This window comes from Planosporangium thailandense (genome assembly GCF_011947195.1).
Taxonomy (GTDB): domain Bacteria; phylum Actinomycetota; class Actinomycetes; order Mycobacteriales; family Micromonosporaceae; genus Planosporangium; species Planosporangium thailandense.
Map to the genome: position 1 here is coordinate 161,664 of NZ_JAATVY010000006.1, position 19,520 is coordinate 181,183.

Annotated in this window: 14 protein-coding genes and 1 pseudogene; 5 read left to right on the top strand and 10 right to left on the bottom strand. The window is 70.7% G+C overall.

What is annotated here, in order from left to right; genetic code table 11:
* Positions 1-22 precede the first annotated feature (22 nt).
* From tal to pgl, 5 genes and pseudogenes are all read left to right on the top strand, one after another.
* Positions 23-1,189, top strand: a complete 1,167-nt coding sequence (gene tal / locus HC031_RS11925) for a transaldolase (RefSeq protein WP_167925304.1) — start codon at positions 23-25, stop codon at positions 1,187-1,189.
* Positions 1,190-1,283: 94 nt separating this feature from the next.
* On the top strand, positions 1,284-2,930 hold the full coding sequence (locus tag HC031_RS11930) for a glucose-6-phosphate isomerase (protein WP_167925305.1): 1,647 nt from the start codon (positions 1,284-1,286) through the stop codon (positions 2,928-2,930).
* A gap of 53 nt (positions 2,931-2,983) precedes the next feature.
* The gene (gene zwf / locus HC031_RS11935; protein ID WP_167925306.1) at positions 2,984-4,501 is read left to right on the top strand and encodes a glucose-6-phosphate dehydrogenase; all 1,518 of its coding nucleotides are present in this window, start codon (positions 2,984-2,986) and stop codon (positions 4,499-4,501) included.
* Between the two features lie 34 nt (positions 4,502-4,535).
* Positions 4,536-5,555: pseudogene (locus HC031_RS11940) on the top strand (glucose-6-phosphate dehydrogenase assembly protein OpcA); the annotation flags it as partial.
* Positions 5,556-5,739: 184 nt separating this feature from the next.
* The gene (gene pgl, locus HC031_RS11945; RefSeq protein WP_167925308.1) at positions 5,740-6,510 is read left to right on the top strand and encodes a 6-phosphogluconolactonase; all 771 of its coding nucleotides are present in this window, start codon (positions 5,740-5,742) and stop codon (positions 6,508-6,510) included.
* 77 nt (positions 6,511-6,587) lie between these two features.
* On the opposite strand, the gene secG is transcribed toward pgl, so the two are convergent.
* From secG to uvrA, 10 genes are all read right to left on the bottom strand, one after another.
* On the bottom strand, positions 6,588-6,845 hold the full coding sequence (gene secG / locus HC031_RS11950; protein WP_167925309.1) for a preprotein translocase subunit SecG: 258 nt from the start codon (positions 6,843-6,845) through the stop codon (positions 6,588-6,590).
* A 244-nt stretch (positions 6,846-7,089) separates the two neighbouring features.
* Positions 7,090-7,842: a triose-phosphate isomerase gene (gene tpiA, locus HC031_RS11955; protein ID WP_205862654.1), complete on the bottom strand. Its 753-nt coding sequence runs from the start codon at positions 7,840-7,842 to the stop codon at positions 7,090-7,092.
* A gap of 26 nt (positions 7,843-7,868) precedes the next feature.
* On the bottom strand, positions 7,869-9,059 hold the full coding sequence (locus HC031_RS11960) for a phosphoglycerate kinase (RefSeq protein WP_167925311.1): 1,191 nt from the start codon (positions 9,057-9,059) through the stop codon (positions 7,869-7,871).
* Positions 9,056-10,060 (bottom strand): type I glyceraldehyde-3-phosphate dehydrogenase, encoded by a 1,005-nt coding sequence (gene gap / locus HC031_RS11965; protein ID WP_167925312.1) that lies wholly within the window; start codon positions 10,058-10,060, stop codon positions 9,056-9,058. The genes HC031_RS11960 and gap overlap by 4 nt, the downstream gene beginning before the upstream one ends.
* 256 nt (positions 10,061-10,316) lie before the next feature.
* Positions 10,317-11,297 carry a DNA-binding protein WhiA gene (gene whiA, locus HC031_RS11970; protein WP_167925313.1) on the bottom strand — a complete coding sequence of 327 codons (981 nt, stop codon included), beginning with the start codon at positions 11,295-11,297 and terminating at the stop codon, positions 10,317-10,319.
* 74 nt (positions 11,298-11,371) lie between these two features.
* The gene (locus HC031_RS11975; RefSeq protein ID WP_167925314.1) at positions 11,372-12,358 is read right to left on the bottom strand and encodes a uridine diphosphate-N-acetylglucosamine-binding protein YvcK; all 987 of its coding nucleotides are present in this window, start codon (positions 12,356-12,358) and stop codon (positions 11,372-11,374) included.
* Positions 12,359-12,581: 223 nt separating this feature from the next.
* Positions 12,582-13,490, bottom strand: a complete 909-nt coding sequence (gene rapZ, locus HC031_RS11980) for an RNase adapter RapZ (protein ID WP_338090612.1) — start codon at positions 13,488-13,490, stop codon at positions 12,582-12,584.
* A gap of 66 nt (positions 13,491-13,556) precedes the next feature.
* Positions 13,557-15,584 carry an excinuclease ABC subunit UvrC gene (uvrC, locus tag HC031_RS11985; protein ID WP_167925315.1) on the bottom strand — a complete coding sequence of 676 codons (2,028 nt, stop codon included), beginning with the start codon at positions 15,582-15,584 and terminating at the stop codon, positions 13,557-13,559.
* Positions 15,585-15,669: 85 nt separating this feature from the next.
* A complete protein-coding gene (locus tag HC031_RS11990) occupies positions 15,670-16,185 on the bottom strand; it encodes a Rieske (2Fe-2S) protein (protein WP_167925316.1) in 516 nt (171 codons plus the stop codon).
* Between the two features lie 222 nt (positions 16,186-16,407).
* The gene (gene uvrA / locus HC031_RS11995) at positions 16,408-19,383 is read right to left on the bottom strand and encodes an excinuclease ABC subunit UvrA (protein ID WP_167925317.1); all 2,976 of its coding nucleotides are present in this window, start codon (positions 19,381-19,383) and stop codon (positions 16,408-16,410) included.
* Between the last annotated feature and the right edge of the window lie 137 nt (positions 19,384-19,520).

Genomic DNA, 19,520 nt, shown 5'->3' on the forward strand with positions numbered 1-19,520 from the left:
AACTGAACTTCAGGGAGCGACGATGAGCGACAGGCTGGCGCAGTTGGCCGCCGCCGGGGTGGCGATCTGGCTGGACGACCTTTCCCGTGTGCGCCTCGTAACGGGTGGCCTGGACAAGCTGCGGCGGGAGTGCCACGTGTCCGGCGTCACCACCAACCCCACCATTTTCGCCAAGGCCCTCAGCGACGCCGACGTCTACGCCGACCAGATCAAGGAACTGGCCGCGCGGGGCGTCGAGATCGAAGAGGCGACCCGGATGCTCACCACGTACGACGTGCGCTGGGCGTGCGACGTGATGCGCCCGTCGTACGACGTCTCCAAGGGCCTCGACGGTCGGGTCTCCATCGAGGTCGACCCGCGGCTGGCCAAGGACACCGAGCGCACCAAGGCCGAGGCCAAGGCGCTGTGGTGGCTGGTCGACCGGCCGAACCTGTTCATCAAGATCCCGGCTACCGTCGAGGGCCTGCCGGCGATCTCCGCCGCGCTCGCCGACGGGATCAGCGTGAACGTCACGCTGATCTTCAGCCTCGAGCGGTACGACCAGGTGATGGACGCGTTCATGACCGGCCTGGAGCAGGCGAAGGCGAACGGCCACGACCTGTCCACGATCGGTTCGGTCGCCTCGTTCTTCGTGTCGCGGGTCGACAGCGAGGTCGACAAGCGCCTGGACAAGATCGGCACGCCGGAGGCGGCGGCGCTGAAGGGCAAGGCGGCGATCGCCAACGCCCGGTTGGCGTACCAGCACTACGAGAAGGCGTTCAGCAGCGACCGCTGGCGCACCCTCGCCGACGCGGGTGCCCGACCGCAGCGGCCGCTGTGGGCCTCCACGTCGACGAAGAACCCGGACTACCGCGACGTGATGTACGTCGAGGAGCTGATCGCCCCGGGCGTGGTCAACACGATGCCGGAGCCGACGATCCACGCGTACGCCGACCACGGCGAGGTACGGGGCGACACCATCACCCCGTACTACGCCGACGCGCAGCAGGTCCTCGACGACCTGGGCCGGCTCGGCATCGACTACGACGACGTGGTCGACGTGCTCGAGCGCGAGGGTGTGGAGAAGTTCGCGGCGAGTTGGAACGAGCTTCTCGACGGTGTCACCAAGTCGCTGGAGGCTGCGAAGTCAGGTGCGGACGACCCGGGTAAGGCCGCGGCGGGCTGCGCCAAAACTGAAGCCCAGCAGTGAGCCCGGCGGACCGCCGGGCGGCACGGGAGGACGGTCGAGCGCCAGCGAGCCGGGGGGCACCGGCCCGGTGGTACACGGCAAGAGAGACCAACCGATGAGTGGACTGCTCGAAGTTCAGGCGGCGGCCGGGCTCGCCGTCTACGGAGCCCGAGCGGTGCCCGGCGCTGTGGAGGCGCTGGGGCAGCTCGTCGCCGACCGGGCAGCGGAGCGGCTCGCCGACGCGGACCCCACCCTGTGGGGTCCCGATGCCGAGGCCGCGGCCAAGTCCCGGCTGGGCTGGGTCGACACGTTCCGGCGCAGCCGGGAGCTGCTCCCCCGGCTGGCCGAACTGCGTGACGAGCTGCAGTCCCTGGGGCTCGACCACGTCGTGCTCGCCGGGATGGGCGGCTCGTCGCTCGCCCCGGAGGTCATCGCACGCACCCTCGGGGTCGCTCTGACGGTCCTCGACACCACCGACCCGCACCAGGTACGCGCGACGCTCGGCGACCGGCTCGCGACCAGCGTCGTGGTCGTGTCGAGCAAGTCGGGCACGACGGTCGAGACCGACAGCCACCTGCGGGCGTACGCGACGGCGTTCGAGGACGCGGGCCTGCCCGGCTGCGCGTCGCGGTTCGTGATCGTCACCGACCCGGGCTCGCCGCTCGAGGCGCGGGCCGAGGAGATGGGAGCGAACCTCGTCCTGGCCGACCCGGACGTCGGCGGTCGATACAGCGCCCTGACCGCGTTCGGCCTCGTGCCGACCGCCCTGGCCGGCATCGACGTGGCCGAGCTTCTCGACCAGGCCGAGGACTTCGCCGCGTCGCTGCGCGGCGACGCGGACAACCCGGCGCTGACGCTCGGCGCGGCCCTCGGCGCGGCCGCCCTCGCCGGCCGCGACAAGCTGGCCCTGATCTCCGACGGCACCGGCATCGTCGGGCTGGGCGACTGGATCGAACAGCTCGTCGCCGAGTCGACCGGCAAGCAGGGACGCGGGATCCTCCCGGTGGTCGTGGAGGCGCCCGACGCGCCGGGCGCGACCGCCGACGACGTGCTCACGGTGACCGTCGGCGGTTCGCTTCCGCCGGAGTCCGTCCCCGGCAGCGGCATCACCCCGCACATCGCGGTCAACGGCCCGCTCGGCGCGCAGTTCCTGGCCTGGGAGTACGCGACGGCGGTGGCCGGGCGGCTGCTGGGCGTCAACCCGTTCGACCAGCCGAACGTGGCCGAGAGCAAGGAGCACACCCGGCGCATTCTCCAGTCGGGCCTTCCTGGTGAGCGCCCGGCATTCATCGACGGGCCGATCGAGGTTTACGGCACGGACCTCGGGCATGCATCCACGGTGGACGAGGCGCTGGGCTGGTTGCTCAGCCGGCTGACCCCGGGCGGATACCTCGCGGTGCTGGCGTTCCTCGACCGGTACACCGAGTCCGACGCGGCGAAGATCCGGGCCGGGCTGGCCGACCACACCTCGCACCCGGTGACCTTCGGCTGGGGTCCGCGGTACCTGCATTCGACCGGGCAGTACCACAAGGGCGGCCCACCGGTCGGCACATTCCTGCAGATCACCGGTGCGGTGACCGAAGACCTGCCAGTACCCGGCCGGCCGTACACGTTCGGGCAGCTCGAGGCCGCGCAGGCGGCCGGTGACCGGGAGGCGCTGACCGGGCGGCGCCGTCCCCTCCTCCGACTACACCTGACCGATCGAGCGGCGGGTACGGCGCGGCTGCTCGCCGCTGTCGCAGAACTTCCCTGGGTTTCGTGAAAGGCCGGCGTCATGAGCGACTGGAGTGCCGTGGAAAGCGGTGAGGTGGCACGATGAAGAACCCGCTACGTGATCCACAGGATCGGCGACTGCCGAGGATCCCGGAGCCCTGCGCACTGGTGATCTTCGGAGTCACCGGCGACCTGTCGCGAAAAAAGCTGATTCCGGCCTTGTACGACCTGGCCAACCGGGGGCTGCTGCCGCCGGGCTTCGTCGTGCTCGGGTTCGCCCGGCGCGACTGGGGTGACGAGGACTTCGCCGACCTGGCCCGCAATGCCGCCCAGGCGCACGCCCGTACCCCGTGGCGCGACGAGGTGTGGGACCGGCTGAGCAGCAACATCAAGTTCGTGCCCGGCTCGTTCGACGACGACGAGGCGTTCGACCGGCTCGCGCAGACGCTCGACGAGCTGCGCGCCTCGCACGGCATCGAGGGCAACGCGGCGTTCTACCTGTCGATCCCGCCGTCGGCGTTCCCCGTGGTGCTCAAGCAGCTCGAGCGCACCGGCATGAGCGACAACCAGAAGTCCGGCGGCTGGCGCCGGGTCGTGGTGGAGAAGCCGTTCGGCAACGACCTGCAGTCGGCCAAGCAGCTCAACGACCTCGTCGACCACGCGTTCACGCCGGGCGACGTCTTCCGGATCGACCACTACCTGGGCAAGGAGACGGTTCAGAACATCCTGGCGCTGCGCTTCGCCAACACGCTCTTCGAGCCGGTCTGGAACTCGCTCTACGTCGACAGCGTCCAGATCACCATGGCCGAGGACGTGGGCATCGGCACCCGGGCGGCGTTCTACGACACCGTCGGCACCACCCGCGACGTGGTGCAGAACCACCTGCTCCAACTGCTGTCACTGGTGACCATGGAGGAGCCGACCGGATTCTCGGCCGACGAGATCCGCACCGAGAAGCTCAAGGTGCTGCGGGCGATCAAGCTGCCCGCCGACATCGCCCGCGACACCGTACGGGGGCAGTACCAGCCGGGCTGGGTGGCCGGCGAGCGGGTACCGGGCTACCTCGACGAGAAGGGCGTTCCCGCGGACTCCACCACCGAGACGTACGTGGCCCTGACGCTCGGTATCCAGAACCGGAGGTGGGCCGGCATCCCCTTCTACATCCGCGCGGGCAAGCGGCTGCCCCGGCGGGTCACCGAGATCGCGGTGCTGTTCAAGAAGGCGCCGCACCTGCCGTTCGCCCCGTCGGACGTGGAGATGCTCGGCGCCAACCAGTTCGTGATCCGGGTCCAGCCCGATGAGGGCATTACGCTGAAGTTCGGCTCCAAGGTGCCCGGCACCACCATGGAGGTCCGCGACATCACGATGGACGTGCAGTACGGCGAGGCGTTCACCGAGGCGAGCCCCGAAGCCTACGAACGCCTCATCCTCGACGTGCTGCTCGGCGACAAGACGCTGTTCCCGGACGCCGCGGAGGTGGAGGCCGGCTGGAAGGTCGTCGACCCGCTGGAAGAGGCGTGGACGGGCACCAAGCCGGAGCCGTACCGCGCCGGCGAGTGGGGGCCGCGCGCCGCGGACGAGATGCTGGTGCGGACCGGACGGGCCTGGCGCCGGGCATGATCGGGATTGCTGAACACGAGCGCAGGAGTAAGTCATGATCGGGCTCTGGGACACGACCGGCAGCGCGGTCGTCAAGGCGCTCGCGGCCGAGCGGCGTACCGCCGGCGGCGTGACGAGCGGGCTGGCCCTCACCCTCATCGTCATCACCGAAGAGGGCGAGGTCCGCGCCGCGGAGGCGGCCGCGACGGTCGCGGCCGCCGCGCACCCCTGCCGGCTGCTGATCGTCGTCCGTGACGAGGTCACCCACGCACGATCCCGCCTCGACGCGGAGGTCGTCGTCGGCGGCCGGCTCGGCCCGTGCGAGGCGGTCGTCATGCGCATGCGCGGACGGCTCGCCCTGCACGCCGAGTCGGTGGTCATGCCGCTGCTGGCACCGGACGTACCGGTGGTCACCTGGTGGCGGTGCGGACCGCCGGACCGCATCGCGTACGACCCGCTCGGCGTGGTGGCCGAACGCCGGATCACCGACACGCTGCAGTGCGACGACCCGCTCCTGGCACTGCGGACCCGGGCCGATGACTACGCGCCCGGCGACACGGACCTGGCGTGGACCCGCATCACCCCCTGGCGGACCCTGGTGGCGAGCGTGTTCGACGCCTCGCACACCCTGCCCACGACGATCACCATCGAGGCGTCCGAGAAGGACCCCAGCGCCCTGCTCATGAGCGGCTGGCTGCACAGCCGGCTGGGCGTCGAGCCGGAGCTGCTCCCGGTGCCGGGCGCGCACATGCAGGGCCTGACGATGCAGATGCGCGACGGGGGCACGGTGAAGATCCAGCGAGAGAACGGCTCGGCCCTGGTGCAGCGCACCGGCCTGCCCGACCGCAGGATGCCCCTGGCGGACCGGTCGCTGGGTGAGGACCTCGCCGAGGAGCTGCGCCGGCTCGACCCCGACCCGACGTACGCGATCGCGCTGGCGGCCGCCACCGGCCTGAACGGCTTCGAGAGACGCTCACCGCACCGGGTTCACATCTGGCACGACCCGGCGCTGGCGGAGCGGCCGGACACGGCCAACATCGCGGGCAGCGACGACGGCGCGACCGAGCACGCGGGGACGGGTCCGTCCGGCGCTCCGGAGGCTGAGGTGTCCGGCAGCGCGCGCGTCAGCGGCGACGTCGAAGCCGCCGGGGACACCCGGGCGCCGGCCGACACGAGCAACACCCCGCAATAGTCAACCGGATCGTGGACACGTGGGTCCTCCGGGCCCGCGTGTCCACGATTTCAATTGAGGAGCACCCTTGAGCGAAGTCAGCGTGATCGTCCATGCGGACGCGGGCATGCTCGCCCAGGCGGTCGCGGCCCGGCTCGCGGTCCGCCTGATCGACGCGCAGGCCGAGCGGGGCGAGGCGAGCGTGGTGCTGACCGGCGGCACGATCGCGGCGGCCGTGTACCGGGCGTTGCGCGACAGCCCGGCCCGCGACGCGGTCGACTGGGGACGTGTCGACGTGTGGTGGGGCGACGAACGCTTCGTGCCGCACGACGACCCCGACCGAAACGAGCTGCAGGCCAGGGAGGCGCTGCTCGACGCGCTGCCGCTGGATCCGGCACGGGTACACCCCATGCCGCCCTCCGACGGCCCCGACGGCCCCGACCCGGAGGCGGCAGCCGCACGGTACGCCGACGAGCTGTCGCGGGCCGCCAAGCCGGGGACCGCCGCGCTGCCGCACTTCGACCTGCTGCTGCTGGGGGTCGGCGAGGACGGCCACGTGGCGTCGGTGTTCCCGGAGCATCCGGTGGCCTACGAGGACCGGCCCGTCGCGGCGGTACGTGGCGCGCCGAAGCCGCCGCCGGTGCGGTTGACCCTGACGCTGCCGGCGATCAACACCGCCGAGGAGGTGTGGCTGATCGCGTCCGGCACCGGCAAGGCCAGCGCGGTCCGCCTGGCACTCTCCGGCGCCGGGCCGGTGCAGGTTCCCGCGGCAGGGGTGCGCGGCGTCGAACGTACGCTCTGGTTGCTGGACCGGCCCGCGGCCAGCGAGATCGGTCCGCGGTTCCGGTCCCTTCGCTGACCGGTAGCGGCGCCTACGGCAGAAAGAAAGGCGCCCGGCGACACGGGATCGTGTCGCCGGGCGCCCGTCGTTTCAGGTCAGGATGCGCCGTTCTGGGCCAGTTTCAGCCACAGGCCCAGGCCGATGATGCAGGCGAACCAGATGATCCCGACGAGAACGGTGTAGCGGTCGAGGTTCTTCTCCGCGACCGAGGAGCCGGCGAGGCTCGACGAAACGCCACCGCCGAACATGCTGGACAGGCCGCCGCCCTTCCCCCGGTGCAGCAGGATGAGCATGGTCAGCAGAATGCTGGTCAGCACGAGCAGCACGATCAGGGTGTAGGCGAACGCCATCATGGCGGGGCGGGTCCTCTCAGTAACGCGCGTAGGTGCGGCGTCTGCCAGGATAGCCGGGTCGGGCCGCCCCCGCGCACCATGGGGCGGCTCCGGCGGGCCGCCCGACGCTCACGAGCATAGATCACGGCGGCCGCACCGGGGTGGACGAGTCGCCGCCGGACGGCGGTGTCGGCGGAAACCGATTTCCCGCTGACGGCAAAGGCGCGGCCCGACCGGACCGCGCCTTCCCCGTCGGCGTGCGGTGTCAGTGCTCCTTGAAGCGGCAGATCCGGACGAACTCGTCGGCATCGATGCTCGCCCCGCCGACAAGCGCCCCGTCCACGTCGGGCTGGGCCATGATCGACGCGACGTTGTTGGCCTTCACCGAGCCGCCGTACAGGATGCGCACCCGGCCGGCGACGTCGCCGTAACGATCGGCGAGCCGGCTGCGCAGCGCGCCGATCACCTCCTGGGCGTCCTCGGGCGTGGCCGTCTTGCCGGTCCCGATCGCCCAGATCGGCTCGTAGGCCACGACGACCTTCTCGACCTGGTCCGGTTTGAGCCCCTTCAGCGCCGCGTCCAACTGCGCCACCGTGTGCGCCACGTGGTTGCCCGCCTCGCGGATCTCCAGCCCCTCCCCCACGCACAGGATCGGGCTCATGGAGTTGGCGAGCGCGGCCTTGACCTTGGCGGCCACCAGCGTGTCGTCCTCGTGGTGGTACATCCGGCGCTCCGAGTGGCCGACCACGACGTACTGGCAGCCCAGCTTGGCCAGCATGCCGCCGGAGACGTCACCGGTGTACGCGCCTGAGGCATGCGGCGAGAGGTCCTGCGCGCCGTACCCGAGCAGCAGCTTGTCTCCGTCGATGAGCGTCTGCACGCTGCGCAGGTCGACGAACGGGGGCAGCACCACCACCTCGACGTCGGTGAGCTGCTTCTCGGTGAGGCTGAACGCCAGCTTCTGCACCAGCGCGATGGCCTCGAGATGGTTGAGGTTCATCTTCCAGTTGCCGGCCATCAGCGGCCGGCGGCCAGCGGGCGAGCTCACGACTCCAGCACCTCGAGACCGGGCAGCTTTTTGCCCTCGAGGTACTCCAGCGAAGCGCCGCCGCCGGTGGAGATGTGACCGAAGGCGTCCTCGGGGATGCCGAGCTTGCGCACGGCCGCGGCGGAGTCGCCGCCACCGACCACGGTGAACCCGTCGACCTTGGTGATCGCCTCGGCCACGCCACGGGTACCCGCGGCGAACGGCTCCAGTTCGAACACGCCCATCGGCCCGTTCCAGAACACCGTCCTCGCCCCGGTCAGCGCGTCGGCGAACCCGGCGACCGTCTCCGGGCCGATGTCGAGGCCCAGCCATCCTTCCGGGATCGAGTCGGCCGGCACGGTCTGCGTCTGCGCGTCAGCGGCGAACTTGTCGGCAGCGACGATGTCCACCGGCAGAACGATCTTGTCGCCGGCCTGCGCGAGCAGCCCGCGACAGGTCTCGACCATGTCGTCTTCCAGCAGCGACGCGCCGACGCCGTGGCCCTGCGCCTTCAGGAAGGTGAAGCACATGCCACCGCCGATGAGCAGCTTGTCCACCTTCGGCAGCAGCGCCTGGATGACGGCGAGCTTGTCGGAGACCTTCGAGCCGCCGAGCACCACGACGTACGGCCGGGCCACCTCGTCGCTCGTGAGCCGGCGCAGCACCTCCACCTCGCCGACGACCAGGCCACCCGCGTAGTGCGGCAGCAGCGTGGCCACGTCGTAGACGCTCGCGTGCTTGCGGTGCACGGCGCCGAAGGCGTCGTCGACGTACGCCTCCCCGAACGCCGCGAGCTGGCGCGCGAACGCCAGCCGCTCCGCGTCGTCCTTGCTGGTCTCACCCGGGTTGAACCGCAGGTTCTCCAGCAGGGCGAGCTCGCCGTCGCCGAGACCGCCGACGGTCTGCTGCGCGCTGTCGCCGACCGTGTCGGTGGCGAACGCGACCGGCGAGCCGAGCAGTTGCGCCATCCGGTCGGCGACCGGGGCCAGCGAGTACTTGGGGTCCGGCGCACCCTTGGGGCGGCCCAGGTGGGAGCAGACCACGACGCGCGCGCCCCCGTCACGCAGGGCGGTCAGCGTCGGCAGGACGGCCCGGATCCGGCCGTCGTCGCTGATCTGTCCGTCGCTGAGCGGGACGTTGAGGTCGGCGCGCACGAGCACACGCCGACCCCGTACGCCCTCGCCAAGCAGGTCGTCGAGGGTCTTCACAGCTGCGAACCCACCAGCTTCACCAGGTCGACGAGGCGGTTGGAGTAGCCCCACTCGTTGTCGTACCAACCGACGACCTTGGCCTGGTTGCCGTTGACCATGGTCAGCTGCGAGTCGAAGGTGCAGCTCGGCGCGGTGTTGGCGATGTCGGAGGAGACGATCGGGTCCTCGGTGTAGAGCAGGATGCCCTTGAGCGGGCCGTCCGCCGCCGCCTTGAACGCGGCGTTGATCTCTTCCTTGGTGGTCTCCCGGCCCAACTCCAGCACCAGGTCGGTCACCGAACCGGTCGGCACCGGCACCCGCATCGCGATGCCGTCCAGCTTGCCCTTGAGCTCGGGGATGACCAGGCTCGTCGCCTTCGCGGCGCCGGTCGTGGTCGGGATGATGTTGATCGCCGCGGCACGGGCCCGCCGCAGGTCCTTGTGCGGGAAGTCCAGGATCACCTGGTCGTTGGTGTACGCGTGGATCGTCGTCATCAGGCCCTTGTTGATGCCGAAGTTCTCCAGCAGCACCTTCGCCATCGGGGCGACGCAGTTGGTCGTGCAGGACGCGTTCGAGATGATGTTGTCCTTGGCCGCGTCGTACTTGTCGTCGTTGACGCCCATCACGATGGTGATGTCCTCGCCCTTGGCGGGCGCCGAGATGATGACCTTCTTGGCGCCGGCATCGAGGTGCTTGCGCGCGTCGTCGGCCTTGGTGAACCGGCCGGTCGATTCGATGACGATGTCGGCGCCCAGGTCGCCCCAGCCCAGGGCGGCGGGGTCGCGCTCGGCCTGCGTCTTGATCCGCTTGCCGTTGACAGAGATCGACTCGTCGTCGTAGGTGACCTCGGCGTCGAGCTTGCCCAGCAACGAGTCGTACTTGAGCAGGTGTGCGAGCGTCTTGTTGTCGGTCAGGTCGTTGATGCCTACGATCTCGACATCGGCGCGCTGGTCCACAACCGCGCGGAAGAAGTTACGACCGATGCGGCCGAAGCCGTTAATGCCAACCCGGATGGTCACAGGACACATCTCCTCGCCGTGTCGCCGGCGCCCTCGGCAGCCGGCAGCCCAGAGTAATCCGGCCGCTGCCGCGGCCCGTGCCACCGCGTTAGACCGACCGACCACGCGACGGCGACGCCCGGCGAGCGAACCGAGTCGGCCTCGTCGCCGAACAACGTGACGATATCGCCAATGGGAATCCGCCGCCGCACGGGGGGACCATTTTCGATCATCCCGACCGGTTCGCTGGCGTCGATTCCCCTGGCCGGGCGCGGCGTCAGCTCGCCATCATCTCCGGGGTGACAGCGGACTCGGTGTCCGGGATGCCGAGATCGCGGGCGCGCTTGTCGGCCAGGGCCAGCAGCCGGCGGATCCGGCCGGCGATCGCGTCCTTGGTCAACGGCGGGTCCGAGAGGGCGCCCAGCTCCTCCAGCGAGGCCTGCCGGTGCTCCAGCCGCAGCTTGCCGGCGCTGGAGAGGTGGTGCGGTGCGGTGTCGCCGAGAATCTCCAGCGCCCGGGACACGCGCGCCGCCGCCGCGACCGCCGCCCGGGCGGAGCGGCGCAGGTTGGCGTCGTCGAAGTTGGCCAGCCGGTTGGCCGTGGCGCGGACCTCACGCCGCACCCGCCGCTCCTCCCAGGCCAGCACGCTGTTGTGCGCGCCGATGCGGGTGAGCAGTGCGCCGATCGCGTCACCGTCCTTGACCACGACGCGGTCGACGCCGCGCACCTCCCGCGCCTTCGCCGTGATGCCCACCCGCCGGGCAGCGCCGACCAGCGCGAGCGCGGATTCCGGGCCGGGGCAGGTGACCTCCAGCGCGCAGGAGCGCCCCGGCTCGGTCAGCGAGCCGTGGGCCAGGAACGCGCCGCGCCAGGCGGCGACGGCGCAGCACATGTTGGCCGAGACGACGTGCGCCGGCAGGCCCCGGACCGGACGGCCGCGGACGTCCAGCAGGCCGGTCTGGCGCGCGAGGGCCTCGCCGTCCTTGACGACCCGCAGGATGAAGTGCGTGGCCTTGCGCAGCCCGCCGGAGGCCAACAGGTGCACCTCGCTGGCGTAGCCGTAGACCTCAGCGATCTCGGTCCGCAGCCGCCGGGCCACCGCGTTGGTGTCCAGCTCCGCCTCCACCACCACCCGTCCGGAGACGATGTGCAGGCCGCCCGCGAACCGCAGGAGCGCCGCCATCTCCGCCCGGCGGCAGCAGGGCTTGGTCACGCTAACCCGGCTGAGCTCGTCTTTGACCGCGCCGGTCATCGCCATTGTGTCGTCACCTCGTGGGCCGATCCGTCGTCTGTGCGTCAGTATCCATCGCCGGCCCAAGCGGGCCGACTCGATCATGGAAGACCTAGCACCGCCTCCAGGGCTGCCGCCAACGCGGCCGGGTCGTGCCGAGCAGACCCGTCTGGCGCGGCGACAGGCGCCAGCGACAACCGTGCGCCCAGCGTTTCTGCCGCACGATGTACCGGCTCAGGGTCTCCGACCGCTTTCCCGTCAGCAAGTACTACATCGACCCGGAGGCCCGGTAGGTAACGGGTCAAGGCGGCCAAATGCTCCGGCAACGAGAGTCCGTGCGTCTCCTTCTCCGCCACCAGATTGAGGATGACCAGGCGCTTCGCTCGACTGGCGGCGACCGCGGCGCCCAGCTCGGGCAGCAGGAGGTGAGGGATGACACTCGTGAACCACGAACCGGGACCGAAGATCAGCCAGTCCGCCGCCTCCACCGCCGACAGCACCTCGACGCAGGTGGCGACGTGCTCGGGCCGCAGGCGTATCCGCCGCACCGCGCCGGGGGTCACCGCGACCGCGTGCTGTCCCCGCACGACCACCACGTCGTCGGGCCGCGCCGGCTCGCCACCGAGCACGTCGGCCTCGATGCTCACCGCGTGGCGCGACATGGGCAGCACCCGGCCGCAGCAGTCCAGCATCCCGGCGGCGTGGTCGAGCGCCGCCACCGGGTCGCCCAGCAGTTCCATCAGGCCGAGCAGCGCGAGATTGCCGACCGCGTGGCCGGACAGGGGGCCGTCGCCGTCGAAGCGGTACTGGAAGAGATCCGCCGTGAGCGTGCCATCCGGACCGTCGACGTCCGCCAACGCGACCAGCGCCTGCCTCAGGTCGCCCGGGGGCAGCCCGCCGCGCTCGGCCCGCAACCGCCCGCTGGAGCCTCCGTCGTCGCCGACCGTGACGACCGCGGTGATGTCGAGCGACCGCGGCTGCCGCTCACTACTCCACTGCTGGCGCAGCAGACGCAGGGCGCGCAGTGACGCCGACAGCCCGTGCCCGCCGCCGAACGCGACGACGCGGACCGCATCCGCTTCACCCACGGTGACCCTCCGCTGCGCTTTTCGTGACGGCAACCCTTCGGTGCGCTCCGCGAATGGTACGGCTCGGCGCCCGGTGCCCTGCGGGCCGGATCATTCTCAGCCGCACGGCACGGACGGCGTCGCGCAGCCCCGCTCCCCCGGCCGGAAGCACGCCGTCACCCGGCCCGGCGCCCCGGGCAGGTGCACCGGCCCGCTGTGCCCGCCGGTCCGCCCACTCACTCACTCACTCACGGCCCAGGTCGCGATGCTGAGCTGACGCGGCCATCCGCCCCTCGCGCAGCCGGCGCGCCAACTCCTCCGCGATCGCGACGCTGCGGTGCTTGCCGCCGGTGCAGCCGACGGCAATGGTGACGTACCGCTTCCCCTCCCGCTCGAAACCGGGAGCGGTCGCATTGAGCAGTCGAGCCAGCGTCTCCACGAACGTCACGGCCCCGCGCTGGCTCAGCACGTACCGGCTGACCTCCTGCTCCCGGCCGGACCTGTCGCGCAGCTCCGGCACCCAGTAGGGGTTGGGCAGGAACCTGGCGTCGACGACGAAGTCGGCGTCGGGCGGCAGCCCGTACTTGAAGCCGAACGACAGCACGGTAACCCGCAGCCGGCGGGTGTCCTCCGCGGCGAACATCTCCTCGACGCGCGCCCGCAACTGGTTGACGTTGAGGTGGCTGGTGTCGATGAAGACGTCGGCCTGCTCGCGCGCCTCCCGCAGCAGCTCCCGCTCGGCGGCGATGCCGTCGGACAGCCGCCCCTCCCCCTGCATCGGGTGCGGGCGCCGGACGCTTTCGAACCGCCGGATCAGCACGTCCGTGTCGGCATCGACGAAGACCACCTGCGGTTGGAAACCCCGCTCCCGCAGCGCCTTGATGGCGCCGGCCAGGTCGGTGGAGAACGCCCGGCTGCGCACGTCGAGCACCATCGCGGTGCGCCGCGCCGAGCCGCCGGCGGCGAACGCCAGCTCAGCCATGTCGATCATGAGCGCCTGTGGCAGGTTGTCCACCACGTAGTAGCCGACGTTCTCCAGCGCCCGGGCCACGGTGCTCCGGCCGCCGCCGGACATGCCGGTCACGATGACCAGGTCGGTGTCCGAGCGCAGCGGCTCAGGTGTCTCCCCGGTAGGTGCCGTTCGTAGCGTCACGCTTCCCCCTCGCCCGTCGCCCGGCTGCCGCGATGACGTCGCGGACGGCTCACCCCGGCAACGATCCTAGGTTGCCTCGGGCGCGCGATCGGCGTCGGTCATGCCCGCTGTAGGGAGAACTGTGCCGCTTTGGCCGGAGGCCGGTCGGCCGTTGGTGCGAGCAGGATCACCGATCGCCGGCGTGCCGACGGCCGCCAGAATGGCCTCCGCGGTGCGGCGGCCGATCCCCGGCACCTCCACGATCTCGTCGACGGTCGCCACCTTCAGCCGCTTGAGCGAGCCGAAGTGGCGCAGCAACGCCTTCCGCCGCACCTCGCCGAGGCCGGGCACGCCGTCGAGGTCGGAGGCGACCATCCGCTTCGACCGCTTCTGCCGGTGGTAGGTGATCGCGAAGCGGTGGGCCTCGTCGCGGACCCGCTGAAGCAGGTACAACCCCTCCGACGTACGCGGAAGGATCAGCGGGAACTCCTCGTCCGGTATCCACACCTCTTCCAACCGCTTCGCCAGCCCGCAGACGGCCACGTCGGTCACGCCCAGGTCGGCCATCACCCGAGCGGCCGCGTTCACCTGCGGCTGGCCTCCGTCGACCACGACCAACTGCGGCGGGTACGCGAACCGGCGCGGCCGGCCGGTCTCCGGATCGATGCCGGGCAGGTCGCCGGGGTCGGCGGCCGCCACGCTCTCGGCCACCTCCTGCCGGTACCGGCTGAAACGGCGCCGCAGCACCTCCGAGATCGCCGACACGTCGTCGCTCTGGCCCGTGATCGCGAACCGCCGGTACTCGCTCTTACGCGCGAGCCCGTCTTCGAACACGACCATGCTCGCCACCACGTCGGTGCCCTGAATCTGCGACACGTCGTAACACTCGATGCGCAGCGGGGCGCTGTCGAGAGCGAGCGCGTCAGCCAACTCTTCCAGGGCCCTGCTGCGGGTGGTCAGGTCACCGGCCCGACGCAGCTTGTGCCGGGCCAGGGCCTGCTCGGCGTTGTGCGCGACGGTCTCCTGGAGCGTCTTCTTGTCGCCCCGCTGGGGAACCCGGATCGTGACCCGGCTGCCGCGCAGCCCGGACAGCCAGTCCGCCAGGGCGTCCACATCCGCCGGCAGCTCGGGCACCAGCAGTTCGCGCGGGATCCCGCTGGCCGCACCGTTCGCGGCCGCCTCCTCGCCGTACACCTGGGAGCAGAAGTGGTGGACGAGGTCGCCGGGGCCGAGGTCCTCGGTCTTCTCGACCACCCACCCGCGCTGGCCGCGCACCCGGCCACCGCGCACATGGAACACCTGCACCGCGGCTTCGAGGGGGTCGTCGGCGAACGCGACGACGTCGGCGTCGGTGCCGTCGCCGAAGACGACGGCCTGCTTCTCCATGGCCCGGCGCAACGCCATCAGATCGTCGCGCAGCCGGGCGGCGAGCTCGAAGTTCAGCTCGCTGGAGGCCTGCTGCATCTCGCGCTCGAGCCGTTTCATCAGCAAGTCGGTCTTGCCGGCCATGAAGTCGCAGAAGTCGAGCACGATCTGGCGGTGCTCGTCGGCGCTCACCCGCCCGACGCACGGCGCCGAGCACTTGCCGATGTCTCCGAGCAGGCACGGACGGCCCATCCGGTGCGCCCGCTGGAACACACCGGCCTTGCAGGTGCGCGCCGGGAACACCCGCAGCAGCAGGTCGAGCGTCTCGCGGATGGCCCAGGCGTGGGCGTACGGACCGAAGTAGCGCACGCCCTTGCGCTTGGCGCCCCGCATCACCTGCAGCCGCGGGTACTCCTCGTCGAGGGTCACCGCGAGGTACGGGTATGACTTGTCGTCGCGGTAACGGACGTTGAAGCGCGGATCGTATTCCTTGATCCACGCGTACTCGAGCTGGAGGGCTTCGACCTCGGTGCCGACCGTCACCCAGTCGACCGAGCCCGCCGTCGTGACCATCTGCTGGGTCCGCGGATGGAGCGTCCAGACGTCGGCGAAGTACGAGTTGAGCCGCTGCCGCAGGCTCTTGGCCTTGCCGACGTAGATCACCCGGCCGGTCGGATCACGGAACCGGTAGACACCGGGCTGTTCGGGGATGGTGCCCGAGGCGGGGCGGTACGTGGACGGATCAGGCACGTATGCGAGCGTAGCCCGCGCCTATGTCAAAACCGGCGTTCGGTGGGCGCCCAGGCGGTTCGTCGACCCGGACGCCCACGCACGCTCAGGCGAGTACGATCTCGTCGCCCTGGACCGTGACGTTCTTGGGCGCGAGCCCCGACGGAGAGGGACCGGCCTTGACGGAGCCGTCGGCCGCCGAGAACTTGCTGCCGTGGCAGGGGCAGTTGATGGTGCCGTTCGCGACGGTGTTGACCATGCAGCCGGCGTGGGGGCACCTCGCGCTGAACGCCTTGAACTTGCCGGCGGCCGGCTGGGTGACGACGATGCCCTGCGCGGCGATGACCTTGCCGCCGCCGACGGGGATGTCGGTCTTCTTCGCCAGCGCCGCGCCGCCACCCTGCTGGCCGGCTTGGCCAGCTTGGCCGGACTGGCCGGACTGGCCGGACTGGCCGGACTGCTGCTGCGCGGCGGTGGTGGGAGCGGTCTGTCCGCCGGCGTTGGTGTTCGCGCCCCCGCTTGCGCCGTTGTCGGATGTGTTACCGCTACAGGCGGCAAGCACCGCGGCGGCACCGACGCCAGCGGCGCCGGCGAGCACGTTACGCCTGGTCGTCTCGCTCATCTCGCTCCTCATCGGTAGAAAAGCCTCTGTCGTCCGTATTTACGCAGCCGGGTGCCGGCCGGTTCAGCGCGGCCCACGACAGCGTGCGGGGCGACACGGTATCGGTGCCCGCGACGGTCGACAAATTATGAGACGGGTACCTGACGCCGACCGCCGTGGTCCACGGCGGTCAGCGTCGGGTGAGCACGCCAGGCGGTCGCCGGCAATGACCGACGGACAGCGTCAGCGGGCGGCGGTCGCCGTCCGCTTGGCCGCCTTGCGGGCCGGGCTCTTCACCGCCTTCTTCGCGGGCTGCCGACCGGAGCCGTTCGCCTTCTCGGCGCGCGCCTGGGCGGTGCCGCCGGCCGGCTCGCCGTCGAGCCCGAGAATCGGGCGCAGGAACTGGCCGGTGTGGCTCTCCGGGATCTCGGCGACCTCCTCGGGCGTGCCGGCCGCGACGACGGTGCCGCCCTTGTGCCCGCCCTCCGGACCCATGTCGATGATCCAGTCGGCGGTCTTGATGACATCGAGGTTGTGCTCGATCACGATCACCGTGTTGCCCTTGTCGACCAGGCTCTCCAGCACCAGCAGCAGTTTGCGGATGTCTTCGAAGTGCAGGCCCGTCGTCGGCTCGTCCAGCACGTACACCGTCCGTCCGGTCGACCGCTTCTGCAGTTCGGCGGCGAGCTTGACGCGCTGGGCCTCCCCGCCGGACAGCGTGGGCGCGGGCTGGCCGAGGCGCACGTACCCGAGGCCGACGTCGACGAGCGTCTTGAGGTGACGGTGGATCGCCGAGATCGGCTCGAAGAAGGTGGCCGCCTCTTCGATGGGCATGTCCAGGACCTCGGAGATGGTCTTGCCCTTGTAGTGGACCTCGAGCGTCTCGCGGTTGTACCGGGCTCCCTTGCACACCTCGCACGGGACGTACACGTCGGGCAGGAAGTTCATCTCGATCTTGATGGTGCCGTCACCGGCGCACGCCTCGCAGCGGCCGCCCTTGACGTTGAACGAGAAGCGCCCCGGACCGTATCCGCGCACCTTCGACTCGGCCGTCTCGGCGAACAGCCGCCGGATGTGGTCGAAGACCCCGGTGTAGGTCGCCGGGTTGGACCGCGGCGTACGCCCGATCGGTGACTGGTCGACGCCGACCACCTTGTCGACGTTTTCCAGACCGGTCACGCGGGTGTGCCGGCCCGGAACCAGGCGGGCGCCGTTGATCTGGTTGGCGAGCACCGCGTGCAGGATGTCGTTGACCAGCGTCGACTTGCCCGAGCCGGACACACCGGTCACGGCCACGAACTGGCCGAGCGGGAACGACACGGTCAGGTTGCGCAGGTTGTTCTCGCGCGCGCCGTGCACGGTCAGCTCACGGCCGGCCGTACGCGGTCGGCGGACCTGCGGCGTCGGGATGCTCCGCCGGCCCGACAGGTAGGCCCCGGTCAGCGACTCCTCGCAGGCGAGCAGGTCGGCGACCGATCCAGTGTGTACGATCTTGCCGCCGTGCTCGCCCGCGCCCGGTCCGATGTCGACGATCCAGTCGGCGGTGCGGATGGTGTCCTCGTCGTGCTCGACCACGATCAGTGTGTTGCCGAGCGACTTGAGCCGGACCAGGGTCTCGATCAGCCGGTGGTTGTCGCGCTGGTGCAGACCGATGCTGGGCTCGTCGAGCACGTACAGCACGCCGACCAGGCCGGAGCCGATCTGGGTGGCCAGCCGGATGCGCTGCGCCTCACCGCCGGACAGCGTGCCGGCGGCCCGGTCCAGCGACAGGTAGTCCAGGCCGACGTCGACCAGGAAGCGCAGCCGGGCGTTGATCTCCTTGAGCACCCGCTCGGCGATCATCTTCTGCCGGCCGGTCAGCTTCATCTGGCCAAGGATCTCGGCGCACTCGCCCACCGAGAGGTTGCACAGCTCGGCGATGCTGCGGCCGTCGAGGGTCACCGCGAGAATCTCCGGCTTGAGCCGGGCGCCACCGCACGCGGCGCACGGCACATCGCGCATGTACCCCTCGTACTTCTCCCGCGACCACTCGGACTCGGTGTCGTTGTGCCGGCGCTCGATCCACTGCACGACGCCCTCGAAGCCCGTGTAGTACGACCGCTCCCGGCCGTACTTGTTGCGGTAGCGCACGTGGACCTGGTCGCCGGAGCCGTACAGGATCGCCTTCTGGGCCCGGCTGGGCAGCGCCCGCCACGGGGTGTCCAGGCTGAAGCCCAGGTCGGAGCCGAGCGCCTCCAACAGGCGCAGGAAGTAGTCGAGGCTGTGGCCGCCCGACCACGGCTGGATCGCGCCTTCCCGCAGGCTGCGCTCCACATCCGGGATGATCAGCTCCGGGTCGACCTCCTTCTTGGTGCCGATGCCGGTGCACTCCGGGCAGGCGCCGAAGGGTGAGTTGAACGAGAAGCTGCGCGGCTCCAGGTCGTCGATGGCCAGCGGGTGGTCGTTGGGGCAGGCCAGGTGCTCGGAGAAGCGCCGCTCGCGGTGCGGGTCGTCATCGGGTAGGTCGACGAACTCCAGGATCACCACGCCGGCGGCGAGCTTGAGGGCCGTCTCGACCGAGTCGGTCAGCCGCTGCTTGGCACTGGGCTTGACGGCGAGACGGTCGACGACCACCTCGATGGTGTGCTTCTCCTGCTTCTTGAGCTTGGGCGGCTCGGTCAGCGGATGCACCACGCCGTCGACGCGGACCCGGGCGAAGCCCTTCGACTGCAGTTCGGCGAAGAGGTCGACGTACTCACCCTTGCGCTCGCGCACCACGGGCGCGAGCACCTGGAAACGGGTGCCCGGCTCCATGGCCAGCACCCGGTCGACGATCTGCTGCGGCGTCTGCTTGGCGATCGCCTCGCCGCAGACCGGGCAGTGCGGCTCGCCCACCCGGGCGTAGAGCAGCCGCAGGTAGTCGTAGACCTCGGTGATCGTGCCGACCGTCGACCGCGGGTTGCGCGAGGTCGACTTCTGGTCGATGGAGACCGCGGGGCTCAAACCCTCGATGAAGTCGACGTCGGGCTTGTCCATCTGGCCCAGGAACTGCCGGGCGTACGACGACAGCGACTCCACGTACCGCCGCTGACCCTCGGCGAAGATCGTGTCGAAGGCGAGACTGGACTTGCCCGAGCCGGACAGCCCGGTGAAGACGATCAGCGCGTCCCGAGGAAGCTCGAGGTTGACATCGCGCAGGTTGTGCTCCCGCGCTCCGCGAATGATCAGTCGGTCGGCCACGGCCCGCCCTCAGTAGTTGGTCTGTCCCGATTCACACCCATCCGGGTGCCGCAGCAACTGTATCCGGGGGGTCTGACATTTCTTGCCGCCGCCAGACCGCCGTCACCAGAGTACGCAGCACACCGCCCCCGCCGGTC